The following is a 21,436-nucleotide window of genomic DNA, read 5'->3' as shown; positions in this document are numbered from 1 at the left end:
TAGTTCGATAGCGACACAAAACGACGGTCCGACGCAATCATGTCGCGTTGTCGCTTGACAGGATGGCAGCATGCGGCCTGATCAATTCAATTCGCGGAATTTTCGATGACTCTGTCGACGGTTTTCGGAACAAAGCCTTATCGCGGCGACCAAGCTCCGCCGTACGATCGTGAACCGCGCTCTGACTATGCACAGGACAAATCTATGATCCAAGACAACCCTGCCCTCATCGACGCCATCCGCGACCGGTTCGCCCATGTCGGCACTTGCCCGTTTCAAGGCGAACGCATCTTTTTCGAGAATGCGGGCGGTGCACTGACATTGAAATCCGTCGCTGAAACCTCGGCTTTTTATGCAGCAATCCCGGACAATCCCGGGCGCATAAATCCGGCAGGTCAGGGAACCCAAGGCGTTATCAACAAGGCCAAAGACGACCTGGCCGTGTTCATGAACGCATCTTCCGGGCAGTTCTTCGCAGGTGAAAGCGGAACCGAGCTGCTGTTTCGCATGATCCGCACCGCGTGTCTGGTCGCCCCCAAAGGGTCAAAAGTGATAGGTTCATCCATCGAGCACCCGGCCACCCGAAGCGCAGCACGCCGCTGGGCTGAAATCGCAGGGCTGGAGTATGTGAACGTGCCCCACGACAACGACACAGGATTGGTTACGGCCGAAGATTATACCACGCTGATAACGCCAGATGTCGCGGTGGCAACAATCCTGCATGCGTCGCCCGTGACAGGCATGGGCATGGACGTAGCTGCTATTTCCGCGGCGATCCGTTCTGTGGCACCGGATTGTTTGATCATCGTCGACGGCATTCAGCATGCGGCCCACGGGCAACTGGACCTGGATGGCTATAATGTCGATGGCTACGCGATCTCACCCTACAAAGTGTTTTCGCGTCACGGATATGGCATCGCCTGGATTTCTGACAAACTCAGCGCTTTGCCGCATGACATGTTGATCGACGCACCTGTAACCGGGTGGGAGTTCGGGACCCGCGATACGGGTTCATATGCAACCGTATCGGACGTAGTGGCGTATTTTGACTGGCTCGGTAGCGAAGTCTCGGATGAGACCGAGCCGCGCAAACGGATCGAGGCCGCGGGTCGCGCCATTCACGCCTATGAAACCCACCTGACCAATACTGCAATCAACGGCACAGGCAATCTGCCAGGACTGCGTGATATGGACCACGTGACCATTTTGGCGGGCGCCGATAACCCGGCACGCGAAGGACTGGTGTCAATCGTGGCCGAGGGGCATGCATCCGAAGACGTGGTCGAGATATTGAATCAACAGGGCATTCGCACCCATACGCGAAAGGCCGATCACTATTCCGGCAACGTTCTTACGCCGCTGGGTCTGTCGGATTGCATCCGCATTTCCTTCTGTCACTACAACACGGAACAGGAAATCGCCCGTCTACTGGGGGCGATCAAGGTATTGGGCGAAAACCGCTGACGGGCTGGCGAACACACGGGAGTGCGCGGCGTTTAACCGCGCATCCGAGCGTCATCAGAATCGCAACAAAGACACGACCGGCGTCAGTTCGATGATGACGGTGATGAACCCTTGGGAACCTACCAAATGTCAGCGCAAACTTGGATTTGGCTTTTGCAAGGCAACGATCCTTGCATCGCGTTGCCGTGACGGCTTGGCCAGCAATTTTCCACAGGCTTCGGCTGCAACTCTGTCAACCAGTTGCCGTGTTAATTCATCGATCAGGTGAACACTGCCTAAGCCATCCCGCCATCCGTTGAAGGTTTTGGCAAATGATCCTTAAAAGCCAGAATCCTACCCCAAGGTTGAACAACATTTTAGGCCCCATCGCAGACCGCCTAGTCGGCTGAGACATCGCCCTGGTGTCCAACGCACCCATTGTAACGGCAAGGTTGAAGCTAGGCGCGACCGCGACAAAAACACGGCTAGGGCCTGAGGTACTGACCATGTGGACTCTGTCCCGATTGCGCTATTTGAAGGTCAGGGGAATATGCTTCACTCAACGTGCGAGTTGATGCCAATAAACCATATTAAAAACGCCAATTTCGAAGCTCGGTCGGCGGCATATGGACCATATGCGACGACATGTGTTTCCACTGTTTGAACATCAGTCTAGGATGCGCGCGAATGCTAGCCATTCGAAACCCGAGCAACAAACACGAGAAGCTTCGTTCGTGAATATTAAGAACCACATGGCAGCACAGCCAAGACGTGAAATGCAGTCGGCGCGCAACCAGGGGATCACATTCCTGGCGCTGGCGTTTTTATTCAGTATCTTTGTCAACTTGCTGATGCTAACTGGGCCTTTGTTCATGTTGCAGGTCTATGATCGCGTTCTTGGATCCCGAGCGGTCGAGACGTTGGCTGCGCTGTTTCTGCTGGTGGCACTTTTGTACGGCCTTATGGCCATGCTCGATTTCGCGCGGGGTCGAATCGTGGCGCGTTTCGGCGCTCGGTTTCAATCGCAGTTGGACGAACGCGTCTTTGATGCAACCCTGCGCCGATCGCTACACCCACGCGCCCGGGCTGCACCTGCAACAGCGTTGCGCGATCTGGAGTCCATCCAAAACCTGTGTTCTTCTCCGGTTCTGCTGGCCGTCATGGACATCCCTTGGACGCCGATTTTTATCGCGGCAATTTTTTTGTTCCATCCTCTTCTGGGCTGGCTGGCCGTTGGTGGTGGCTCGCTTTTAGTTGTGATCGCGTTGCTGAACCAAATACTGACTCGTCGCAAGGTCGCCTTGGCTCAATCCGCGTCGGCAAAAGCCAACATCTTTTCCGAACATGCCCGACAAGCAGCCGAGGTCGTACACTCGCAAGGCATGCAAGAGGACATCACGCGTAGATGGCAGCGTCAACGAACAGACGCCTTGCAACAAACAATCGCCGCCAGTGACTGGACCGGCAGCTTTACGTCAGTGACGAAATCGCTGCGGCTGTTTTTGCAATCTGCAATGCTGGCGCTTGGGGCTTTGCTTGTTCTGCGCAATGAATTGACCCCCGGCGCGATGATCGCAGGTTCGATCCTGCTGGGTCGTGCTTTGGCACCCGTCGAGCAGGTTGTTGGGCAATGGGCTGTCGTTGAACGCGCCCGAACGGCGTGGACCTCGTTGAGCCAGTTTCTGGATGCCACGCCGCCCGAAAAACAGCGCACCAAGCTGCCTGTGCCCCAAGCCCGGCTGACGGCCAAGGGTCTGACGGTCATCCCGCCTGGAGCGGATACTCCAACCCTCCGCAACGTCTCATTGAACCTCGAGCCTGGGCGGGCACTTGGTGTCATCGGAAAAAGCGGGTCAGGAAAATCCACTTTGGCCAAGGCGCTTTTGGGTATTTGGCGTCCTGCAGCAGGCGAGATCCGTTTGGGAGGTGCAACGCTAGATCAGTATGATCCAACTGATCTGGGTCAGCATATCGGGTACCTTCCACAAGAAGTTACGTTGTTCAACGGAACTGTCGCCGAAAACATTGCGCGCATGTCTGAAAACCCAAACCCAGAAGCCGTTGTAGCAGCCGCCAAGAAAGCCAACGCGCATGAGCTGATTCTGACGCTGGAAAAAGGCTACGATACCATTCTGGAAGGCAATGACAGTCAGCTGTCAGGCGGTCAGAAGCAGCGGATCGCGCTTTCGCGCGCGCTATACGGTGACCCCGTTTTGTTGATCCTGGACGAACCGAATTCGGCGCTGGATGCCGATGGAACCGAGGCGCTGAACGCCGCTGTCCGCGATCTTAAGGCCGCGGGAAAGTCCACGATCATTATGACGCACCGTCCTCAAGCGATCTCGGAATGTGATGATCTTGCGGTTGTCGAACGAGGACAGGTTGTCAAATCCGGCCCAAGGGATGAGGTTTTGGGTGCAGTCGTTCAAAATGCCGGATCGATCAAGCGCAACCTTAGCAAGGCTGGCAACTGATGCAGGACAAAACAAATAACCCGCGCCCCGTATGGCGCATTACGATCCCTGCCCTGGTCGGATTTGCGGCCCTCGGCATCCTTGTTGGCGGTTTGGGTGTTTGGGCCGTCAACACGCGTTTGGCCGGAGCCATTATCTCTCAGGGCATTATCGAGGTCGAAAGCAACCGTCAGGTGATTGAACACCCCGACGGCGGCGTTGTTGGTGAGATCTATGTGCGCGATGGCGATGCCGTCACCAGCGGCGAATTACTATTGCGGTTGGATGATACGTTTCTGTCGTCCGAGAAGACCATTGTCGAGGCCCAGCTGTTCGAACTGCTGGCCCGCCGGGCCCGTTTGGAAGTCGAGCGCGATGGCGCAAATGCCGAAGCTTTGGCCACCCGGTTGGCTGAGATTCAGCAACAGGAAAACATCGACCCTGATCTGATCGCCGGTCAGCAACGCCTGTTCGAGGCGCGATTGAATACATTGGACCAGCAAACTGAGCAACTGGGCAAACAGACCGTTCAAATCGAAAGTGAAATCGACGGTACCGAAGCGCAGCTTGTCTCGCTGCGGCGTCAGGTTGAATTGATCCAAACCGAACTGGACGATCAGCAAAGCTTGCTTCAGCGCGGCCTTACCCAGGCCAGCCGTGTTTCGGCCCTACAGCGTGAAGAGGCCAGCCTCACAGGGGATATCGGTCGTTTGGAAGCTGCCGCCGCGCGCCTAGGAGGCCAGATATCAGCGACCGAAATCTCGATCCTTGAGCTTGAAGCAACACGGCGAGAAGAAGCCATCACGACCCTGCGTGATATTCAGTCCCAGATTGCTGAATTGGCCGAGCGCCGTCTGTCGCTGGACACCCGTCTTTCGCGACTGGATATCCGCGCCCCAGTTTCGGGAACGGTTTACGGCAGTCAGGTCTTTGCCCTGCAGTCCGTGATCCAGCCAGCGGAACCTATGATGTATCTGGTACCGCAGGATACGCCCCTGGTCGTCGCTGCGCGTGTTGATGCAATTCACGTGGACCAGTTGCATGTTGGCCAGCCGGTTTTGTTGCGGTTTCCCGCGTTCAATCAGCGTGAAACGCCTGAAATTGACGGACAAGTTATGAATGTCTCGGCTGATACGTTTACCGACGAAAACACCGGCCAAACATTCTATCGCGCCGAAGTCGTTCCACAAGACGGGCAAGTTGATCGTCTGAAAGGGCAGGAACTGCTGCCCGGTATGCCAGTTGAAACGTTGATCAAGACGGACGAACGTACGCCAATGTCTTATTTGGTCAAACCACTGGCAGATTACTTCAACCGGGCATTCCGAGAGTGACCGCCCGGGCGCACTAAGGCGCTTCGAGGTTGCCCAGCAGGATTGAGGTCATGTCGGAGGCAATCACGCCATCCACAGCCACCACATTGGCCCCGGTATCATAAGAAACATCGGTGCGCGTGATCCCTGAAAGGTCCGCGTCACTGTCGATGAAAACCCATTCCGGGCGAACGGCAGTCGGCTGTCCGACTGCTACTTGCAGAATCGACAATGCATCGAGCGCATTCACCGAACCATCTCGGTTGAAATCTGCCGCGATCAAGTTCTCAGGCGAGGCTGGCCCCCATGTCGGGTCCAGACCGACCGAGATCCGCAAAACCTGCAGCGCGTCCAATGCGTTGATGTCCTTGCTTGCGGTAGAATAGGTCTTGATGACGTCGAACTCGCCCTCAAAAGTGCCGGACGGTAAATTCAAATCGAACCGCCCATTGCTGTCTGCACGAGCACTGATTGTGGCTCCGCCATTTGGGGTGAAGCTGATTTCAGCGTCACTGAGGCTGGGGTTGGCGGTTTCTGAATTGATTGAGACATCCCCTAAAACCCCATCGGAACTGCCCGGCTCAAGCCCCCCGAAATCGCCGAAATCGACGGGAATGTGATCGGGGCCGCCAAAACCCGCGCCAAATACCTGAGCACTGGTCAGCGGACCACCAGTGGCGGAATTCACGTTTATCGTCTCGTTGAAGTATTCAATCCGAGCGCCTTGTGCCGTCACGGTAAAAGTCAACTGTCCGGGCGTTCTGAGCAGCGGATAGTCGAATGTGTCCAACCGGTCGATACCGGCCTGAAAGTCCGTGATTGTGGTGGTTTCCGCTCCGTATTGCATGACAAAGATGTCGGCACCGGACCCGCCCGTCATTGTGGTCGCGGCCGAACCCGCAATCAATATGTCATCCCCGGCCCCACCAATAAGGGTCGTCGGAAGGATATTGCCGCTGAGTATATCGTTACCGACGGTCCCGTTAACGGTTTCCAGGCCACTACGCACGACGCCCAGATCCGCGACATCCACCGTAAGTTGGGTCAGCCCCGCATCCTGTTGCGACGCGACCAGAATCTGCAACTCATCACCGACCTGCGCGACGCTGAACGACTCCACATTCTGCAAACCGCTTTGGAGCGTATCGGCAAAACTGTCCAAATGCACCAATTGTCCGCCGGGCGTCATGGCGAACAAGGTTATTCCATCATCGCCACCGCCCGCGACAACAAACACATGCCCATTGACCTCAACCACTGAAAGACCCTGAACCGACTCGAACCGTGTGTGCAGCGAATCCAGGACATGATCGGTTGGGATTAGACGGCCATCGGCGGCCAATTCCATCACACTGAGAGAGTTGCTTTCAGCCCCCGCGACCACCACCCAGGACTTGCCATATGCCTGTATCACTTCGACCGCCGTGGGCGCAGCAATTCCCAAAGTCGTCAGGACCTCTCTGTTGTCTACCACTGCTATGGCTGCAGTTCCCCCATCAACCCTGTAGGTCGAGACAGTGTTGCTGGCCCCGTCGGCCGCAATAACAAAGTTGTCTGCGCCAAGGCTCAATGACTGCATCGAATCAGATCGTGCCACGATCACGCCCGAGGACGTCAACGTGCCGTCCCCGTTCACGGTATAGGTGACAATCCGCCCGGTATCTTCATGCGCCATCATCAGCAGATCGCCGGACCCGGTCGACAGTTTCACCAGGGCCGAAATGTCACCGCCGCCAGTCAATGTCCCGGTTTCCCGCAAGGATCCAACGGTCCCATCCGCGTTCAAATCATATCCCACAAGCCCATTTGCAGTGTCGATATCCAAAACGAGCTGATTACCACCACCAAATGAGACCGGTGTTCCGATGCTGCCCACCTGAAACGTGATCGAACCACTGAAATACTCGGTATCGACCAGTTGCGGCACAGCGCCATCAACAAGCTTCCAGACCGCAACACCGCCTCCGGGGCCGGTCAAACTGTACAGATACGTGGCCCCGTTAAGCGTTTTTAAAGCCGTATCACGGATACCTGAATCGAGCGCTGCGCTCCCTGTTGCAACCACGCTTTCGAACTGAAGCATCATACCAAATCACCCCACGCCAAACTTGGCAATGACTGCAGGATGATCCGATGCCCAGCCCGATACCAAAGCGGAATTGTGGTGAAAACGAGGAGTTCGGTTTCAGTTTAACACAATTTTTCCTGGTCCGACCGCATGAGTCACAAACGCGAAAGACTGATGAACAAAACCTGGCCCACCCAGGCGGACGCAGACATCACATGTGAGGGTAAGATGACCAAAGAACATGATCCCAAAGCCAAAACTGCAGAACCCGGATCAGACAATGGTCGCAAGGACCACATTCGCCGGTGGATTGATGGCAAAATGCGACGCTGGGTTGGGCGCGGTATTGCCGGCGGGCTTGGTTCGACGCTCATGGCGCTACCCGCCTTGGCGCAGGCGACTATAGAAGAGCTTTACGCCTATCAGTTTGCAGAAACGATTCCCGGCGTTCAGTCAGTGAAGCTGCTGAAAAACGGGGATGTTCTGCTGAAGATGATTGATGGCAGTTCGATGATTGTCGCCGCGGAAAACGTTCAGGTTCTGGACAGTGGCGCAATCATGATCGCCGAAAATGTCGTGAGTGAAATTGCGCAATTCAGCCTGGCTGCCGAAGCAGGTGGTGCCGCCGCGGCGGGCGGCGGCATTAGTGGCGTCGGGGCTGCATTGGGCGGATTGGGACTGGCTGGCGCCGCCGCGGCGGGGGCCGGCGGTGGCGGCGGTGGAGACGATGGTGATTTTCAACCCGCGCCGCCTGCACCGCCTCAGGTTTTGAACCTCGCGCAGGCACAATCCACGGCGCTCAGCAGCACAGAGGCTAATATCAGGGTCCCGGATGGAACCGAAACAGTGGAACTTACGATCGGGTCTTTGGTCAAGTCCGTGCCACTCAATCCCGATGGAAGTTGGAGTATTTCACTGACAGCCGTCGAAGCGGCCAGTCTGCCACAAGGTGTTCAAAACGTCACGGTTCGCCACCTGGACGGCGGCGGGCAAGAACTTTCGGCCGAGACCGTGTCCTACAGCATCGACACAATCCCCCCTACTTTGACAATTTCCGGTTTGTCGGACGGTGCGGTCATAAATGCGGCAGAGAGTGCAACGGATCTGACCATCTCCGGGACGACAAACGCGGAAAACGGTCAGACCGTGACGGTTACTTTGAACGGCGGAACATACTCTAGTACTGTGACCGACGGTCAATGGGCCGTCACTGTTCCTGCCAGCGATCTTGCCGCGTTGCCGGATGGCGAAACCATCGTGTTGAACGCAGATGTTTCAGATATGGCGGGGAACCCGGCAGCACAGATCAGTGACAGCATTGAGACAGACTTTACGGCGCCGACTGTTACCTTGGATCCTCTCCCCGTCGACAAAATCGAATTGGTTGACGTTCAGAACGATATGGCGCTGAGCGGATCGACAACCGCAGCTGATGGCCGGACAGTTATGGTCGAATTCGGCGGGCAGACCTATTTGACAACCGTCTCCGACGGTAGTTGGAGCGTCACTGTTCCATCCGCTGATCTTGCAAATCTGCCCTCAGGTACTCCGGTGTCGGTAACGGTCGTTGTCAGCGATGAAGCAGGAAACACTTCGGTTCCGGCAACAGCCTCGGTTCCGGTGGATCTGACTGGCCCCGCAATTTCCATATCGCCGCTATCGGTTGGGTCCGCTGTGAACGCGGCAGATGTCGGTTCGGATTTGATGGTTTCGGGAATTGCCGGGAACGTGGAAGACGGGCAGCAAGTAACAGTCATGCTGGACGGCCAGAGTTACACCGGCGCAGTATCCGGCAACAGCTGGTCAGTGACCATCCCAGCGGCCGACCTAGGAGCATTGGCAGATGGGGGCGCGTTCACCATCACCGCAGATGTATCCAATGCGGACGGCTTCACAGCCAGTCAGGCGAGTGCACCCGTATCCAAGGACGTCACTGCCCCGACCCTGACCATCGACGGATTCTCTGATGGTGCCGTCCTGAATGCCGCTGAGCGTGATACGGACCTGACAATCACCGGGTCAACTAATGCAGAGGACGGGCAGACCGTAACCGTATCGTTAAACAGTCAGGACTATACGGGCACCGTCTCTGGCGGAGTCTGGAGCGCGACTGTGCCCGCAGCAGATTTGGCGGCACTGTCCGATGGCGCAACAATCCCGGTAACTGCAGACGTGATAGATGCAGCCGGAAACCCGGCGCTGCAGGCAACCGGCAGCTTTGACACTGACTTCTCACCTCATGCCATCACCATCACCAATTTGTCCGACGGCCCGGTCATGAACTTGGCGGAACGCGGCACGGATCTGACGGTCTCAGGCACATCGGATGCCCCGGACGGCACCACCATCACCGTGGAAATCGTCAGGGCAGATGGCACTGTAGACCTGAGCAATACCACTACGGTCAGTGGCGGCACCTGGACGTTGGTTTCGCCGGCGGCCGGCTTAAATGCCCTGCAAGACGACGAAATTTACAGTGTGAATGCGACGGTTTCAGACACGGCTGGTAACAACGCGAGCGCGAGTGATGGATTTAGAACAGACTTCACAGCACCAACCGTGACGATCAACCCTCTGGCTGTCGGATCGGTTCTGGACGTCTCCGAAAGGGGTAGCGATCTGTCCATTTCCGGGGCGACATCGGCGGAAGAAGGGCAAATAGTCACCGTCATGCTGGATGGTCAACCATATACCGGTGTCGCCACTGGTGGCACTTGGTCGGTCACTGTACCTGCAGCGGATCTTTCCGGGTTGGCGGACAGTACAAATTTCCCCGTTTCGGCAACGGTCAGTGACCAGGCCGGCAACAGCGCCAGCCCGGCGACCACAACGCTCGCTACGGATTTCCGACCGCTGTTAGATCTGAATTCTGTAGGGACGAACAGCTCAGTTTCACTCGGCGACGCGCAGAATTCCGGTGTTGTTGTGTCTGGAACATCCGTTGGCCTCACCGCTGGCCAAGCGGTGAACGTAACACTCAACAGTAACTCGGTCGGCACCGCCACTGTCGCAGCCGATGGCACCTGGTCGCTTACGGTTCCAGCGTCGGATTTTACAGGGATTTCAGCAGGTGATGATCTGAACTTTCAGGCTCAGGCCACGGTTTCAGGCGGTCCTGATCCGTTACCGGCAACTGGTGAGGCAACGGCGCATGTACCTGGCGCATATGTCATTGCAGAAGCGGGTCGGAGCGGTTCGACGGTCACGTACCAAATCTTCGCAGACGCTGACCGCGACGTTTCCAGCGGGCTAGCGATGACGATTGAGTTGGGATTTGATCCGTCAGTTGTGACATTCGACGCAGGATCCGATGTTGGGAATGGGGCTTTCGGTCTGTATCTGTCCAACCCAGTTGGGGGCTCTGTGGTCAACTTTGCGGGTGTCGCGACCAGCTTTACGGATCTGAACCAACCTCTGGTGACATTCACCATGACCGTTCAGGACCCCAGCAAACAGGTTGAATTTTCGCTTACCACCCCGGATGGGGGTCCGACGACCGTCATAATTGGCACTGATGGAAATGACACTCTGGTTGCCAGCGATGTGGACAGCTTTGTTCGTGGTCAGGACGGCGACGACGCCATCAATGTCTCGGACGCGGGTCGAGACGTAGTTGTGTTCGAAGCCGCCCCAGCGGCCAACGGTGTGGACACGATCACCGGCTTCTCACTCGGCGCGGCAGCGGATGTGGCAGATGCGTTGATGTTCAGTGGCCTCGATCACTCTACTTTGCGCGGCGATGGCACGGACGTTGAGACATTAAATGTAGGCAGCGCGGTTGGTGCAAACACAGGCGTCATCGGCTTGACCACAGTTCTGGCCGACCTGTCGACCAATACAATTGAAACTGCCGTCGAAAGTTTGACGGGGCTTCAGGCGGGTGACGAAATCTACGTACTCGCGACAGATGGAGACGACAGCGTTCTTGTCAAAGTGGACTATTCAGCACCGACTGCAGCCACTGTTGAAACCATGGCGCATTTCTCAGGGTTAGACGATCTGAGCGGTCTGAGCGCGGACAATATCCTGATCGCCGACCCGACCGGAGCAACGGCCTGATCAAAACACGGACTGCCGGTTTTTCGACCGGCAGCCACTCCATACACCAAAGGATCAAACATGGCAGAGAACGGCCTGTTTCCAGTCACATATGAGCGGCACGGTGACAAATACTGGAAGCGTTTTTCATCTTACCACTTTGCGGAAACCCAGCAGGCTTGCTCGATTGTCGAGAAAGAGATCCTCCTCGTCGCGGCCTCGTATCCGATAATGTTTCGCGAAACCAAGGGGAAAATTGTACCTGTAGCACTGCTGTCATTGAACGCCGACGCGCCAACCCCCTTTGTGTCCGACGATGGCCGATGGTTGGCCGCCTACATTCCGTCCGCGTTGCGGTGCCCGCCCTTTGAAGCGGGTTTGTCGAGTAATACGGATTGTGAGCCGCAACTTCTGGTCGATGAATCTTCTGGTCTGGTCACCGACACTCCGGAGGACGAACCGTTCTTTACCGATGCTGGTGAGTTGACCGATGAACTTTCAAACATCCTCGGATTTATCCAAGCACGAGAGGCATCGGCCAAGGACATTCGGTCCGTGTGTAACGTCATTCAGGGGATGGGTCTTTTCGAACAAATGACAAGCTACGAAAACGTCGCGCTGCCGAAGGGGTATCTGGTCCTGGATGTCCGACGCCTGAAGGCTCTTTCGCAGACAGAGAAACTTGCATTGTTCGATGTCGGTGCAATTCAAGTGCTGCACGCCCATCAGGTGTCACTTTCACACATTTCTTGGCTGTCGCAGGCACAAGAGCAGCTGGCGAAGCCAAAACTTCAAAACCAATATACCGAAAATTCAGACATTTCGCGTTTCCTTACCGCCATGGCACACGCGCATAATGACGAACTTTTAGTGACCGGTGAGGTGTGAATATGCCTCTGATCTGCTGCAACTCTGGCCTGAAGTACCTTGCCTGTCTGTGTATTCCATTAATGGTGGCTTGCGCACCTCCGCCTGACCTTACGGGCGTAGAAGTTTCACTGTCAGCAGGTTCTGTTGGGGCTGGCGCGCAGCCCCCCATTCCACGCCTGACGCAAAGCGAATTTGGTCAACGGGTGCGTGCAGCTGTCGAAACCAACCCAAACCTCGCGCAAAGCGCGACACGACTGGAAATCGCAGGCGCCAACGAAAATGCGGCCAAAGGTGCTTTCCTTCCTCGCGTATCAATGGGCATCAATGCGCGATCCCAGCGTGTGAATTCCGATATTGCAGATTTCACCCCGTATCTGCGCGTTTCGCAACTCGTCTATGACGGAGGTGCTGCGTCGGGCGAACTGGCTGCGGCTCAGGCTCGCGTCCTCGAAAGCCGGGGCGGTCAGTTGCAAACCGCAGCGGCGCTGGCCCTTGCCGCGATCGAAGCGTATGTTGTGGTCCTTGATCGGCGAAAGATCCTGGAAATCTCGGCCCAGAACGTTGAGGTACACGCCGAGATCTTGCGCCAGATCACTGAACGCAGCGCACAGGGCGTGGGGTCAAGTGCCGACGTTTTGACTGCTCGCTCGCGTATGGCAGACGCGCGTACGCAGCTTGCCGATGCAGAAGCTCGGACAGACAGGGCAGAGGCACAGTACCAGGAAGTCTTCGGACGCCCACCGGGGGCACTTACCGCTCCAGTCGCGGCACCCAAGCTGACCAGAACGGATTCGGAAATCGTTTTGGACAGCCCACAAGTACGACGCGCGAATGCCGCCTTGGTCGTCGCAAAGGCCGAGCAAACCGCAGCCATTGCGCGACGGCAGCCAGGTGTAGAGATCGCGGCTTTTGCAGATCGCGATGACAGCAATGACGCCAATTTCGGTGTCGACCTGTCCGTTAACTATGAACTGGACAGCACCGGTCAACGTAGGGCCGCCATTGCTGCTGCCCAAGCTCAGGTAAAAGAGGCCGAATTCGCCCGCGAGACGTTAATTCGAGAAATCCGCCGCGAGTTAGAGTTCATCCGATCAGATCAGGACGCAGGTGCGGTTCGCCTGCAAGCGGCTCGTTTGGCTGCCCAGGCCAACGCCGAAAGCGTGGAAGCTGCACGGGCCCAATTCACCATCGGTCGACGCAGCCTGGTCGAGATACTGGATGCCCAGCGAGATTATGTGAACGCACAGCAAAGGCTGATTTTGGCGGAACAAAGCTTCTTCCTCACAAACTACGCAGCCCTCAGTTTGACCGGGGACATCCTGGATTATCTCGGTATTTCAATTGCAAACACAGGTGAAGATTCATGGCCGCGTTGAAACCTTTGACACCTAAGCAAGAGCTTTCTCCGTTGGAAACCTGCCTGCTGCACGTCGCCGCGCATCTTGATCGCTCACTCACGGTCGGGGCATTTCACGCTGCGCAATCCGGTACAACAGGCCATTTGACCCAGCGCGATGCAATTGAAGTGGCCCGCCATGCCGGGTTGCAGGCAGGGTTTGGGTCGCGAAGAGTTGTGGATTTCGATGACTCACTGGTCCCAGCAATTTTTCTGTTGGAGGACGAAAAAGCAGTTGTGTTTCATGGTCGTACCAAGAGTGGCCTTCTTCTGATTTTTGACCCTGAGATGGGTGAAGGCATCGGAGAGGTTGAAGAAACAGTTATAGGGAATCGCTACACCGGTTACGCACTATTGTTTCGGCGCAGCCACAATGAGGAAACGCAGGGTCGAAACAAGTCCGCTTCCGGGCATTGGTTTTGGTCGGCCATGTTGGCAAACCGCTGGTCCTATGCGCAAGTGGTGCTTGCCGCGGCGGTAGCAAATTTCCTGGGCCTTTCCACATCCGTTTTCATCATGGTCGTCTATGACAGGGTCCTTCCGAATGAAGCGACGGAATCCCTTATCGCACTAACCGCAGGGGTTGGTCTTGCCCTTTCTTTCGATTTCGCCCTCAAACTCTTACGCGCCGGCTTTATTGATCGGGCCGGGCAAAAGGCCGACATGTTTATGGGGCGGCGCGTTTTTGACCAGGTTTTGAACATCAAAATGAAATCGCGGACCGGATCGACCGGTGCAATGGCCAGCACGATCCGAGAATTTGAAACTCTGCGCGAGTTTTTTACGTCGGCAACTCTGGTCGCCCTCGTGGACCTGCCCTTCATCGCCCTCTTTATATTGGTCATTCACCTCGTTGGTGGACCCCTGGCGCTGATACCTGCCCTCGCCGTTCCGATTGTTTTGATTGCGGGCCTGGCAGTGCAACCAATGTTATCGCGTTTGGCCGAAAAAAGTTTTGCGGACGGTCAGTCAAAACAATCCGTTCTAGTCGAGACGGTTTCTGGCCTTGAGACCATCAAAACAACTGCAGCGGCAAAACAAATGCGGGCGCGATGGGAAGATGCTATCGAGCGGCAGTCCTCGCATGGAGTCCGCAGCCGAACAGTTACCCAGTTCGCATTGAATCTGACGGGCTTCACGCAACAGGCGGCGCAAGTCCTGATTGTTTTCTTCGGCGTTTTCCTGATCACTGAAGGGCAGGCAAGTATGGGTGCGTTAATCGCGTCGGTAATGCTGACTGGACGCGCGCTGGCGCCATTGGGGCAGCTTGCCCAGACACTCACACGTGTGAACCAGGCGCGCAGCGCGTATCGAAATCTGAACGCATTGATGCAGGCAGAAAATGAGCGGCCCGAAGGGCGCAACTGGATCAGTCGACCGCATGTTAGAGGCCGCATTTCATTCAAAGATGTGCATTTTGCCTATCCCGAACAAGCCGATGATGCCCTTTCAGGTGTCTCTTTCGACATAAACCCGGGTGAAAAAGTTGCCATTCTGGGCGCGATCGGATCTGGGAAAAGCACCATCGCGCGTTTGATGCTCGGTTTATTCGAACCGAGAACCGGTTCGGTAATGCTGGATGGGGTCGATATCCGTCAGATTGACCCTGGCGACCTACGTCACAATGTCGGTTCAGTTTTGCAGGACGTTTGGCTTTTTTCCGGCTCAATTCGCGAAAACATTGCCAGCGGCGCGATCCGGCCCAGGGATCAAGATTTGATCAGAGCGGGCCAGGTGGCCGGGGTTGAAGATTTTATCGCGCAATGCCCCAACGGCTATGACCAACAACTGGCAGAACGTGGCGAAGGAATATCGGGCGGCCAGCGTCAAGCCATCGCTCTTGCCCGCGCGTTGATTGGACGCCCACCAGTGTTGCTGTTGGATGAGCCGACCAGTGCAATGGACGTGAAGACCGAAGCCGAAGTTATCAAGCGTCTGAAGCAAGAAACCAATGACGCCACAATGGTTATCGTCACACATCGGACCAGCCTGCTTGATCTGGTCGACAGGGTCATTGTGATCGAACGCGGCCGGGTCGGCGCAGACGGCCCAAAAAGCATGCTGACCCAGCACGCGCGCGCAACAGGGAGGCATCTGAATGTCGCGGCATCCTGACCTTGCCATGATGGCAAGAGAAATGCGGGGGAAATCTCCGTTGGGGGGATCTCTCCTGTTGCTTGTTATCATTGCCTGTCTCGTCTCCGCCGGGCTTTGGGCTTATATGACGGAACTGGACGACGTGACGCGCGTGGATGGCCGGATTGTGCCGTCGGCGGACGTCCAGTTGATCGAGGCAACAGAACCCGGAGTTTTGCAATCCTTGCACGTCGCGGAAGGGTTGGTTGTCGACAAGGGAACACTGTTGATGGAGTTCGACACAACGCAAATCGACAGTCAGTTGAGCCAGGAACAACAGCGCGCGTATGGATTAATGGCTCGTGCCCAACGATTGCAGGCAGAGATTGACGGCACCCAGCTTACCTTCTCAGGAAAGCTGATTGAAGGCGCGCCAGAAGTCGTCAGATCCGAAACTGCTTTGTATCAGGGTCGTCAGGCGGAACTGGCTGCTGAAGTTGCCATTCTGGAGCGGCAGCGTCAGCAGCGCCACCGCGAGTATGAGGAAGGATTAGTAGACCAGGTAACAGCCGAAGAGACGCTTGGGATTCTGGCCGAAGAACGTGCCATCATGACCCCCTTGGTGGAAAAACGGATGGAGCCTGCGACAACGCTTTTGTCGCTGCGCCGCAGTTCTGTTGAATGGGAGGGACGCAAGGTTCGTGCAGTTGCAGTGACCAACAGGTTGAAAACCGGACTGGAAGAAATCGACGATCGTATTCAAGCCGCACATAGCAGGTTCCGGAGCGCAGCTCTGACCGACCTTGCGGTCTCGACAGCCGAACTCTCAGCACTTCGGCCGTCCTTGCCGGCCTTGCAAGACCGCGCAGATCGCGCACAGATCAGATCACCGGTGCGGGGAATCGTAAATCGCGTTCACCGGACAACAATTGGCGGTTTGGCGCGCAGCGGTGAAGAGCTGATCGAGATTGTTCCACTAGACGACAGGCTTCTGGTCGAGGCCTATGTTCGCCCAGAAAATATCGCGTTTTTGCACGCAGGCCAGCCCGTTAAGGTGAAAATTACGGCCTATGACTTTGCGCGTTACGGCGCGCTGGATGGTGAGATCACCCGCATAGGCGCGAACACGGTGACAAGGCCCGAACGTAATGATGAAGAAGTATTCGTCATCGAAATCCAGACACGTCACGCTATTCTGGACGCAAGCGGCGTTGCCGTCGAGATCATCCCCGGGATGATTGCCGAAGTGGATATCTTATCAGGCAAGAAAACGGTTATGGACTACCTTTTGCAACCCGTGATCAAGATCAAGGATCGCGCTCTGCGCGAATAATAAAGCGCAGCGTCAAACGACAGACTGGTGCCTCAAGTATTAACGCGGCAGGGCGTCGTTTTGACCCGTGCTTACCATTCAACATCACCCAAAAATATATATCCGGCGCCATAAATTGTCTTGATCAGGCGAGGGTTTTTTGGGTCTTCGCCCAATTTGGTCCGCAACCTGGAAATTCTGACATCCATCGCACGATCAAAACTGTCGCCGGCAGCGCCACCCAGGGTATCTTGCATCTGAGAGCGGCTGATCAATCGCTTGGGACTTTCCAGAAACAGCCTCAGAACTTCTCCCTCTGCATGACTGAACGGGGTCTCGGCGCCGGATCCGTCTTCTAGGATGTAGCGATCAAAATAAGCCGTCCAACCGTTGAAACGCGCCACGTCAGACTGTGCGGTCTGCGCCTTGGGGGACCGCAACCGCGCCCGAATGCGCGCCACAACTTCGGCCGGGTCGAATGGCTTGGTAATATAGTCATCCGCCCCCAGTTCCAAACCGGTGACACGATCCTGAACCTGAGCACGACCGGATATGATGATGACCGAAGCCCCCTGCTCCAGCGCCAGCCGATGGACCAGTGCCAACCCGTCCGTATCCGGCAGTGACAAATCAACCAGACATACGTCCGGCGTGACCCGCTTGAGCGACGCTTCGAATTCCCGCGCGCGCGCAAAGCTCTGGGTGCGAAAGCCTGCTTCTTCAAGCGCGTCGGTCAGAATGCGCCGTATCTCGGGCTCATCATCGACGATGGTCACCAGCGGTTGGGTCATCAGGCAGCCTCGTCACGGATCAGGGCGGACAGTTGCGCCCGGGTGAAAGGTTTCCGCAGCACCGGCGCACGTTTCAGCGCCTCGCGATACAACGGATCGGAATAAGGCAAGGATGTCATAAGGATACGGGGCAAGGCGGGCTCCAGTTTTGCCAAAAGATCCAAACCCGTCTCCTGTCCTTCAAGGCGAATATCGGACAGCACCAAAGCAATGTCTTTGACATCTTTTGCCAGGGCGATGGCTTCGTCACAAGACGTCGCCTCAATCACTGCAAACCCGATGTCGACCAACATTTCGCGGAACTGACTGCGCAGATCGTTGCTGTCTTCGACCAACAGAACCAACCCCTCCTGTACCGGCGGGGCCGCACGGTAAGGCAATCGCAAAATGACCGACGCACCAGACGGGGTGTTGCGCAGACTCAGGTCGCCCCCGGCCAGCTTGACGGTGTCGTAGACCATCGGCAGACCAAGACCCGACCCTTTGTCGCCTTTGGTTGTGAAAAACGGGTTCAACGCCTTTTCCAACGCATCTTTCGAAAACCCGGGGCCAGTGTCTGACACTGCTATTTCCGTCCATATCTCACCGATTGTGTGGGCGCTGATTGTAATCTGACCGGTTTCACCACAAGCATCGCGCGCATTCAAAACCAGGTTCAGCAAGGCGTCCTGAACCATCCCAGGATCCAGCATAAGGGCTTTGTCCGGCAACGCATTGACCACCGACAAGCCAACTCCGCGCGGCAAGGATGGAGAGGCCAGAATGCGCAAATCCTCGAGCAACCCGCGCATGTCCGTCGCTTTGGGTTGAGGTGTCCTGTTGCCCGTCATGTCGGCGATCCGGTTCAGCAATTGTCCGCCTCTGCGCGCTGTCTGCTTGGTCGCGTCGATCAGCTCACGGGCGTCTTCCGGCAAATCCATCTTTTCCAGCCGAGACTGCATGCCCAAGATAATGGTCAACAAATTCGAGAAATCATGTGCCAACCCACTCGTCATCTGTGCGGCCATCGCGCGACGGCGGGTCTGTTGCAGCGCGACACGCGCCTGCGTTTCCTCGGTGATGTCGACGGACATGATGTAAACACCACCTTCGCCATCAGGTGTGAAGGATACGCGAATGCGCCTGGAATCCTGATCTTCGGTAAATTCAAAAACAGAGGTTTCCCCGGCGTAGGCCTTTTTCAGATGCGCCTGGACGCGTGTGAAAGCGGCAGATCCCAATGCCTGAGAAATATGCATACCCAAAATCTCGGACGGGCGACCTGGCATGACCGAGTTTAGCCGCCGGTTGGAGTAATCGTAACGGCCTTCGGCATCCAGATGTGCAATATGGGCCGGCATCATCTCGGTCGTCATGCGGGTGCGCGCTTCGATCTCGGTCAATTGGCGCTTGGCTTCTTCCAGCGCCGAATTTGTTGCCGCCAGTTTTCTGTTCGCTGCTGACAGCTCCTCTGCCCGGTCAAGCAATTGACCAGACAGCTCCTCGGAACGGGCGCGCAACAGCGCCTCAGCCTGTTTGGTATTGGTGATGTCTGTGTAGACCGCCACCCATCCGCCTTTGGGCAGAGGGGCCCCTTCGACCGATATGACCTGGCCATTGGCCCGAACACGTTCGATATAGTGAGATTCGAAGGTCAGAGCTTGATTGACACGCAGATCGACAGCCGCTTCGACATCATCGACATCGCCGTATTCGCCACTGGATGCGAGGTGTCGGATTGTGTCACTGAACAACGCGCCGGGCTGGACAAGATGGTCCGGCAAATCGAACATCGTCTGAAACGGTCGATTGCTGACCACCAGCCGAAGCTGGCTGTCATAAATTGACAGGGCCTGGCCGATCAGATTCAGACCAGCCGTCGTCATGGATTTTATCTGTTGCTCGGTTATTTCCAAATCCATCCTCCCCGCGGCACATGCGTAACACTGGATCTGTTACAGGTGTAGAGGGCAACAGCGCGACAGGTTGGAAAAACGGGTCGCACAAATTTTGCGTTCAATACCTGGATTTGGTCTTGGGACCATCCGCAGTAATGGAATCTAGGGACAGTGTATGATCCATATTTTGCATGCGATGGCGCAACATTTGTCTGGATAGGCGCATCAAGACCGGCATATATTCGGGGTCATTTGCTTTGTTCCGCAATTCTCCACCATCCTGCTGATCAAACAGCATGGGCGGAAGGTCTGCGGCGAACTCGACCAGCGTGAAACGCTCATCTCTCAGGATGCCAAGGCACGAATCGCTGTTACCCGTCCCCAAAACCTGCTGCCAGATTGTTGGCTGCTCGGGTTCGGCAAAATCCAATTCGCTGAAGGAATATGTGCGCCAATCGTCGGGGATTTGCCCTTGCAACAGCGGCAGCAACGACCGGCCGTCCATGGAATTCGGAATCGGCTGGCCGACCCAATCCAAAATCGTCGGCGTTATGTCGATGGATTCCGTCGGTACCGAGACCACCGAACCGGCTTGCGGTTGATTGTCCGGCAACCTGATCATCAATGGTGTTTTGTAGGCGGCGTCAAAGACCGCCATCTTGCCCCAGCTGTGTCGGTCGCCCAGCATCTCTCCGTGATCCGCAGTGATGACAACCATGGTGTTGTCGTATTGGCCACTATCCTTCAGGAACTGGACGACACGCCCGATGTGATGGTCAACCTCGGTCGCAAGGCCCAGATAAACTGCGCGCAGCGTTTGGATGTTTTCAAGCGTCGTCTCAACCCCGTCAAAGCCCAGAACAAAATCACCGGCTGACGTATTGTCGATTGTCGGGCCAATAAACGGGTGCATCGCCCGTTCATCCAACGGATCAGAGAACCCTTCGGGTCGGGGCAAGGTCGCTGGGTCATACATATCGTTGTAGGGTGCCGGGGCGACCAAAGGCGGATGAGGTCGAATATAGGTCAGATGGGCAAACCAGTTTTTGCCAACATAAGGCGCCATGCTGTTCAGAAACACATCCGTCAGAAAGGCTGTATCACTGTCTTCAGCCCGATACATCGCCGGGTCATTCAACCGGGGATCAACCCCATCCGGCGCGACCGGCTTGTGAACATCCCAGTAGTCTTCGAACGCATAACCCTTTTGCATCAGATGTCCGCGCCAAGGATAGGATTCCTCCAACCGCATTTCGAGGACCTCATGAAACCCAGCCATTGGGTGTTCATAGGATTTCAGGATCGGATCGTTGTGGTCATGAACCCTAGGGTCGGCGGATGTATCCGTGTATCCAAACAGCATGGGCAGATAGCCGGCTTTGCGCATTTCGGTCGCGATGTTCGGGGTATCATGCCGCAACGGGGTTCCATTGCGAACAGACCGGTGGTTCATCGCATATTGCCCGGTCAGGATTGACACACGCGAAGGGCCACAGGGGTTGGTCACCGAAAAATGCCGGTCAAACGTCACCGCCTCGTCCATGAATGCACGCAGGTTTGGCAGATCGACATGGGCCGCTAAAGTGCCGTTCAGACAGTCGGCGCGCAACTGATCTATGATGATGAACAAAACATTCTTAGCGTGCCGCATTTCGCTCTCCCTGATTCCACGTCAGTGGCGCCAGAGCGAACTCTGCCGTGGTTCGCAGAGCCCGGCAACACCTGAGTCACGAGCCTTCGGACTTTCTCTCTGCACGCCCTACCACTGGAAACAAAAGAATAAATTGAAACGTCCTTGC

12 protein-coding genes are annotated in these 21,436 nt (G+C 56.1%); 8 read left to right on the top strand and 4 right to left on the bottom strand.

Annotated elements, in window-relative coordinates; all coding sequences use genetic code 11:
- The first annotated feature begins 204 nt into the window (after positions 1-204).
- The 3 genes from AC2FLA_RS14960 to AC2FLA_RS14950 all read left to right on the top strand — a co-directional run bounded on the left by AC2FLA_RS14960 (position 205) and on the right by AC2FLA_RS14950 (position 5,230).
- Complete coding sequence (locus AC2FLA_RS14960; protein ID WP_496723199.1) at positions 205-1,464, top strand: aminotransferase class V-fold PLP-dependent enzyme; 1,260 nt, start codon at positions 205-207, stop codon at positions 1,462-1,464.
- A gap of 755 nt (positions 1,465-2,219) precedes the next feature.
- A complete protein-coding gene (locus AC2FLA_RS14955; RefSeq protein WP_496723225.1) occupies positions 2,220-3,917 on the top strand; it encodes a type I secretion system permease/ATPase in 1,698 nt (565 codons plus the stop codon).
- On the top strand, positions 3,917-5,230 hold the full coding sequence (locus AC2FLA_RS14950; RefSeq protein ID WP_496723198.1) for an HlyD family type I secretion periplasmic adaptor subunit: 1,314 nt from the start codon (positions 3,917-3,919) through the stop codon (positions 5,228-5,230). The genes AC2FLA_RS14955 and AC2FLA_RS14950 overlap by 1 nt, the downstream gene beginning before the upstream one ends.
- 13 nt (positions 5,231-5,243) lie before the next feature.
- Here the strand turns inward: AC2FLA_RS14950 and AC2FLA_RS14945 are convergent, their stop codons facing one another.
- Positions 5,244-7,295 (bottom strand): dockerin type I domain-containing protein, encoded by a 2,052-nt coding sequence (locus AC2FLA_RS14945; RefSeq protein WP_496723196.1) that lies wholly within the window; start codon positions 7,293-7,295, stop codon positions 5,244-5,246.
- Positions 7,296-7,451: 156 nt separating this feature from the next.
- On the opposite strand from AC2FLA_RS14945, the gene AC2FLA_RS14940 reads away from it, so the two are divergent.
- From AC2FLA_RS14940 to AC2FLA_RS14920, 5 genes are read left to right on the top strand one after another with little or no spacing between them, the layout of a single operon-like run.
- Positions 7,452-11,336 (top strand): Ig-like domain-containing protein, encoded by a 3,885-nt coding sequence (locus AC2FLA_RS14940; RefSeq protein WP_496723194.1) that lies wholly within the window; start codon positions 7,452-7,454, stop codon positions 11,334-11,336.
- 60 nt (positions 11,337-11,396) lie between these two features.
- Complete coding sequence (locus AC2FLA_RS14935; protein WP_496723192.1) at positions 11,397-12,203, top strand: SapC family protein; 807 nt, start codon at positions 11,397-11,399, stop codon at positions 12,201-12,203.
- A 2-nt stretch (positions 12,204-12,205) separates the two neighbouring features.
- Positions 12,206-13,561: a TolC family protein gene (locus AC2FLA_RS14930; protein ID WP_496723190.1), complete on the top strand. Its 1,356-nt coding sequence runs from the start codon at positions 12,206-12,208 to the stop codon at positions 13,559-13,561.
- Entirely contained in the window at positions 13,549-15,696 is a 2,148-nt protein-coding gene (locus tag AC2FLA_RS14925; RefSeq protein WP_496723188.1) for a type I secretion system permease/ATPase, read from the top strand. Before AC2FLA_RS14930 ends, AC2FLA_RS14925 begins: the two co-directional genes overlap by 13 nt.
- Complete coding sequence (locus tag AC2FLA_RS14920) at positions 15,680-16,990, top strand: HlyD family type I secretion periplasmic adaptor subunit (RefSeq protein WP_496723186.1); 1,311 nt, start codon at positions 15,680-15,682, stop codon at positions 16,988-16,990. The genes AC2FLA_RS14925 and AC2FLA_RS14920 overlap by 17 nt, the downstream gene beginning before the upstream one ends.
- Positions 16,991-17,061: 71 nt before the next feature.
- On the opposite strand, the gene AC2FLA_RS14915 is transcribed toward AC2FLA_RS14920, so the two are convergent.
- The 3 genes from AC2FLA_RS14915 to AC2FLA_RS14905 form a co-directional block, all read right to left on the bottom strand.
- A complete protein-coding gene (locus tag AC2FLA_RS14915) occupies positions 17,062-17,760 on the bottom strand; it encodes a response regulator transcription factor (protein ID WP_496723184.1) in 699 nt (232 codons plus the stop codon).
- Entirely contained in the window at positions 17,760-19,625 is a 1,866-nt protein-coding gene (locus AC2FLA_RS14910; protein ID WP_496723183.1) for a PAS-domain containing protein, read from the bottom strand. The genes AC2FLA_RS14915 and AC2FLA_RS14910 overlap by 1 nt, the downstream gene beginning before the upstream one ends.
- Before the next feature lie 130 nt (positions 19,626-19,755).
- Entirely contained in the window at positions 19,756-21,288 is a 1,533-nt protein-coding gene (locus tag AC2FLA_RS14905) for a sulfatase-like hydrolase/transferase (protein ID WP_496723181.1), read from the bottom strand.
- Positions 21,289-21,436 lie beyond the last annotated feature (148 nt).

Source organism: Ruegeria sp. CDSA033 (assembly GCF_059612305.1).
This window is presented reverse-complemented; position numbering and strand designations above follow the sequence as displayed.

Coding starts and splice junctions, on each gene's coding strand:
- AC2FLA_RS14960 (WP_496723199.1), top strand. CDS start 205: ATGATCCAAGACAACCCTGCCCTCATCGACGCCATCCGCGACCGGTTC.
- AC2FLA_RS14955 (WP_496723225.1), top strand. CDS start 2,220: ATGCAGTCGGCGCGCAACCAGGGGATCACATTCCTGGCGCTGGCGTTT.
- AC2FLA_RS14950 (WP_496723198.1), top strand. CDS start 3,917: ATGCAGGACAAAACAAATAACCCGCGCCCCGTATGGCGCATTACGATC.
- AC2FLA_RS14945 (WP_496723196.1), bottom strand. CDS start 7,295: ATGATGCTTCAGTTCGAAAGCGTGGTTGCAACAGGGAGCGCAGCGCTC.
- AC2FLA_RS14940 (WP_496723194.1), top strand. CDS start 7,452: ATGAACAAAACCTGGCCCACCCAGGCGGACGCAGACATCACATGTGAG.
- AC2FLA_RS14935 (WP_496723192.1), top strand. CDS start 11,397: ATGGCAGAGAACGGCCTGTTTCCAGTCACATATGAGCGGCACGGTGAC.
- AC2FLA_RS14930 (WP_496723190.1), top strand. CDS start 12,206: ATGCCTCTGATCTGCTGCAACTCTGGCCTGAAGTACCTTGCCTGTCTG.
- AC2FLA_RS14925 (WP_496723188.1), top strand. CDS start 13,549: ATGGCCGCGTTGAAACCTTTGACACCTAAGCAAGAGCTTTCTCCGTTG.
- AC2FLA_RS14920 (WP_496723186.1), top strand. CDS start 15,680: ATGTCGCGGCATCCTGACCTTGCCATGATGGCAAGAGAAATGCGGGGG.
- AC2FLA_RS14915 (WP_496723184.1), bottom strand. CDS start 17,760: ATGACCCAACCGCTGGTGACCATCGTCGATGATGAGCCCGAGATACGG.
- AC2FLA_RS14910 (WP_496723183.1), bottom strand. CDS start 19,625: ATGACGACGGCTGGTCTGAATCTGATCGGCCAGGCCCTGTCAATTTAT.
- AC2FLA_RS14905 (WP_496723181.1), bottom strand. CDS start 21,288: ATGCGGCACGCTAAGAATGTTTTGTTCATCATCATAGATCAGTTGCGC.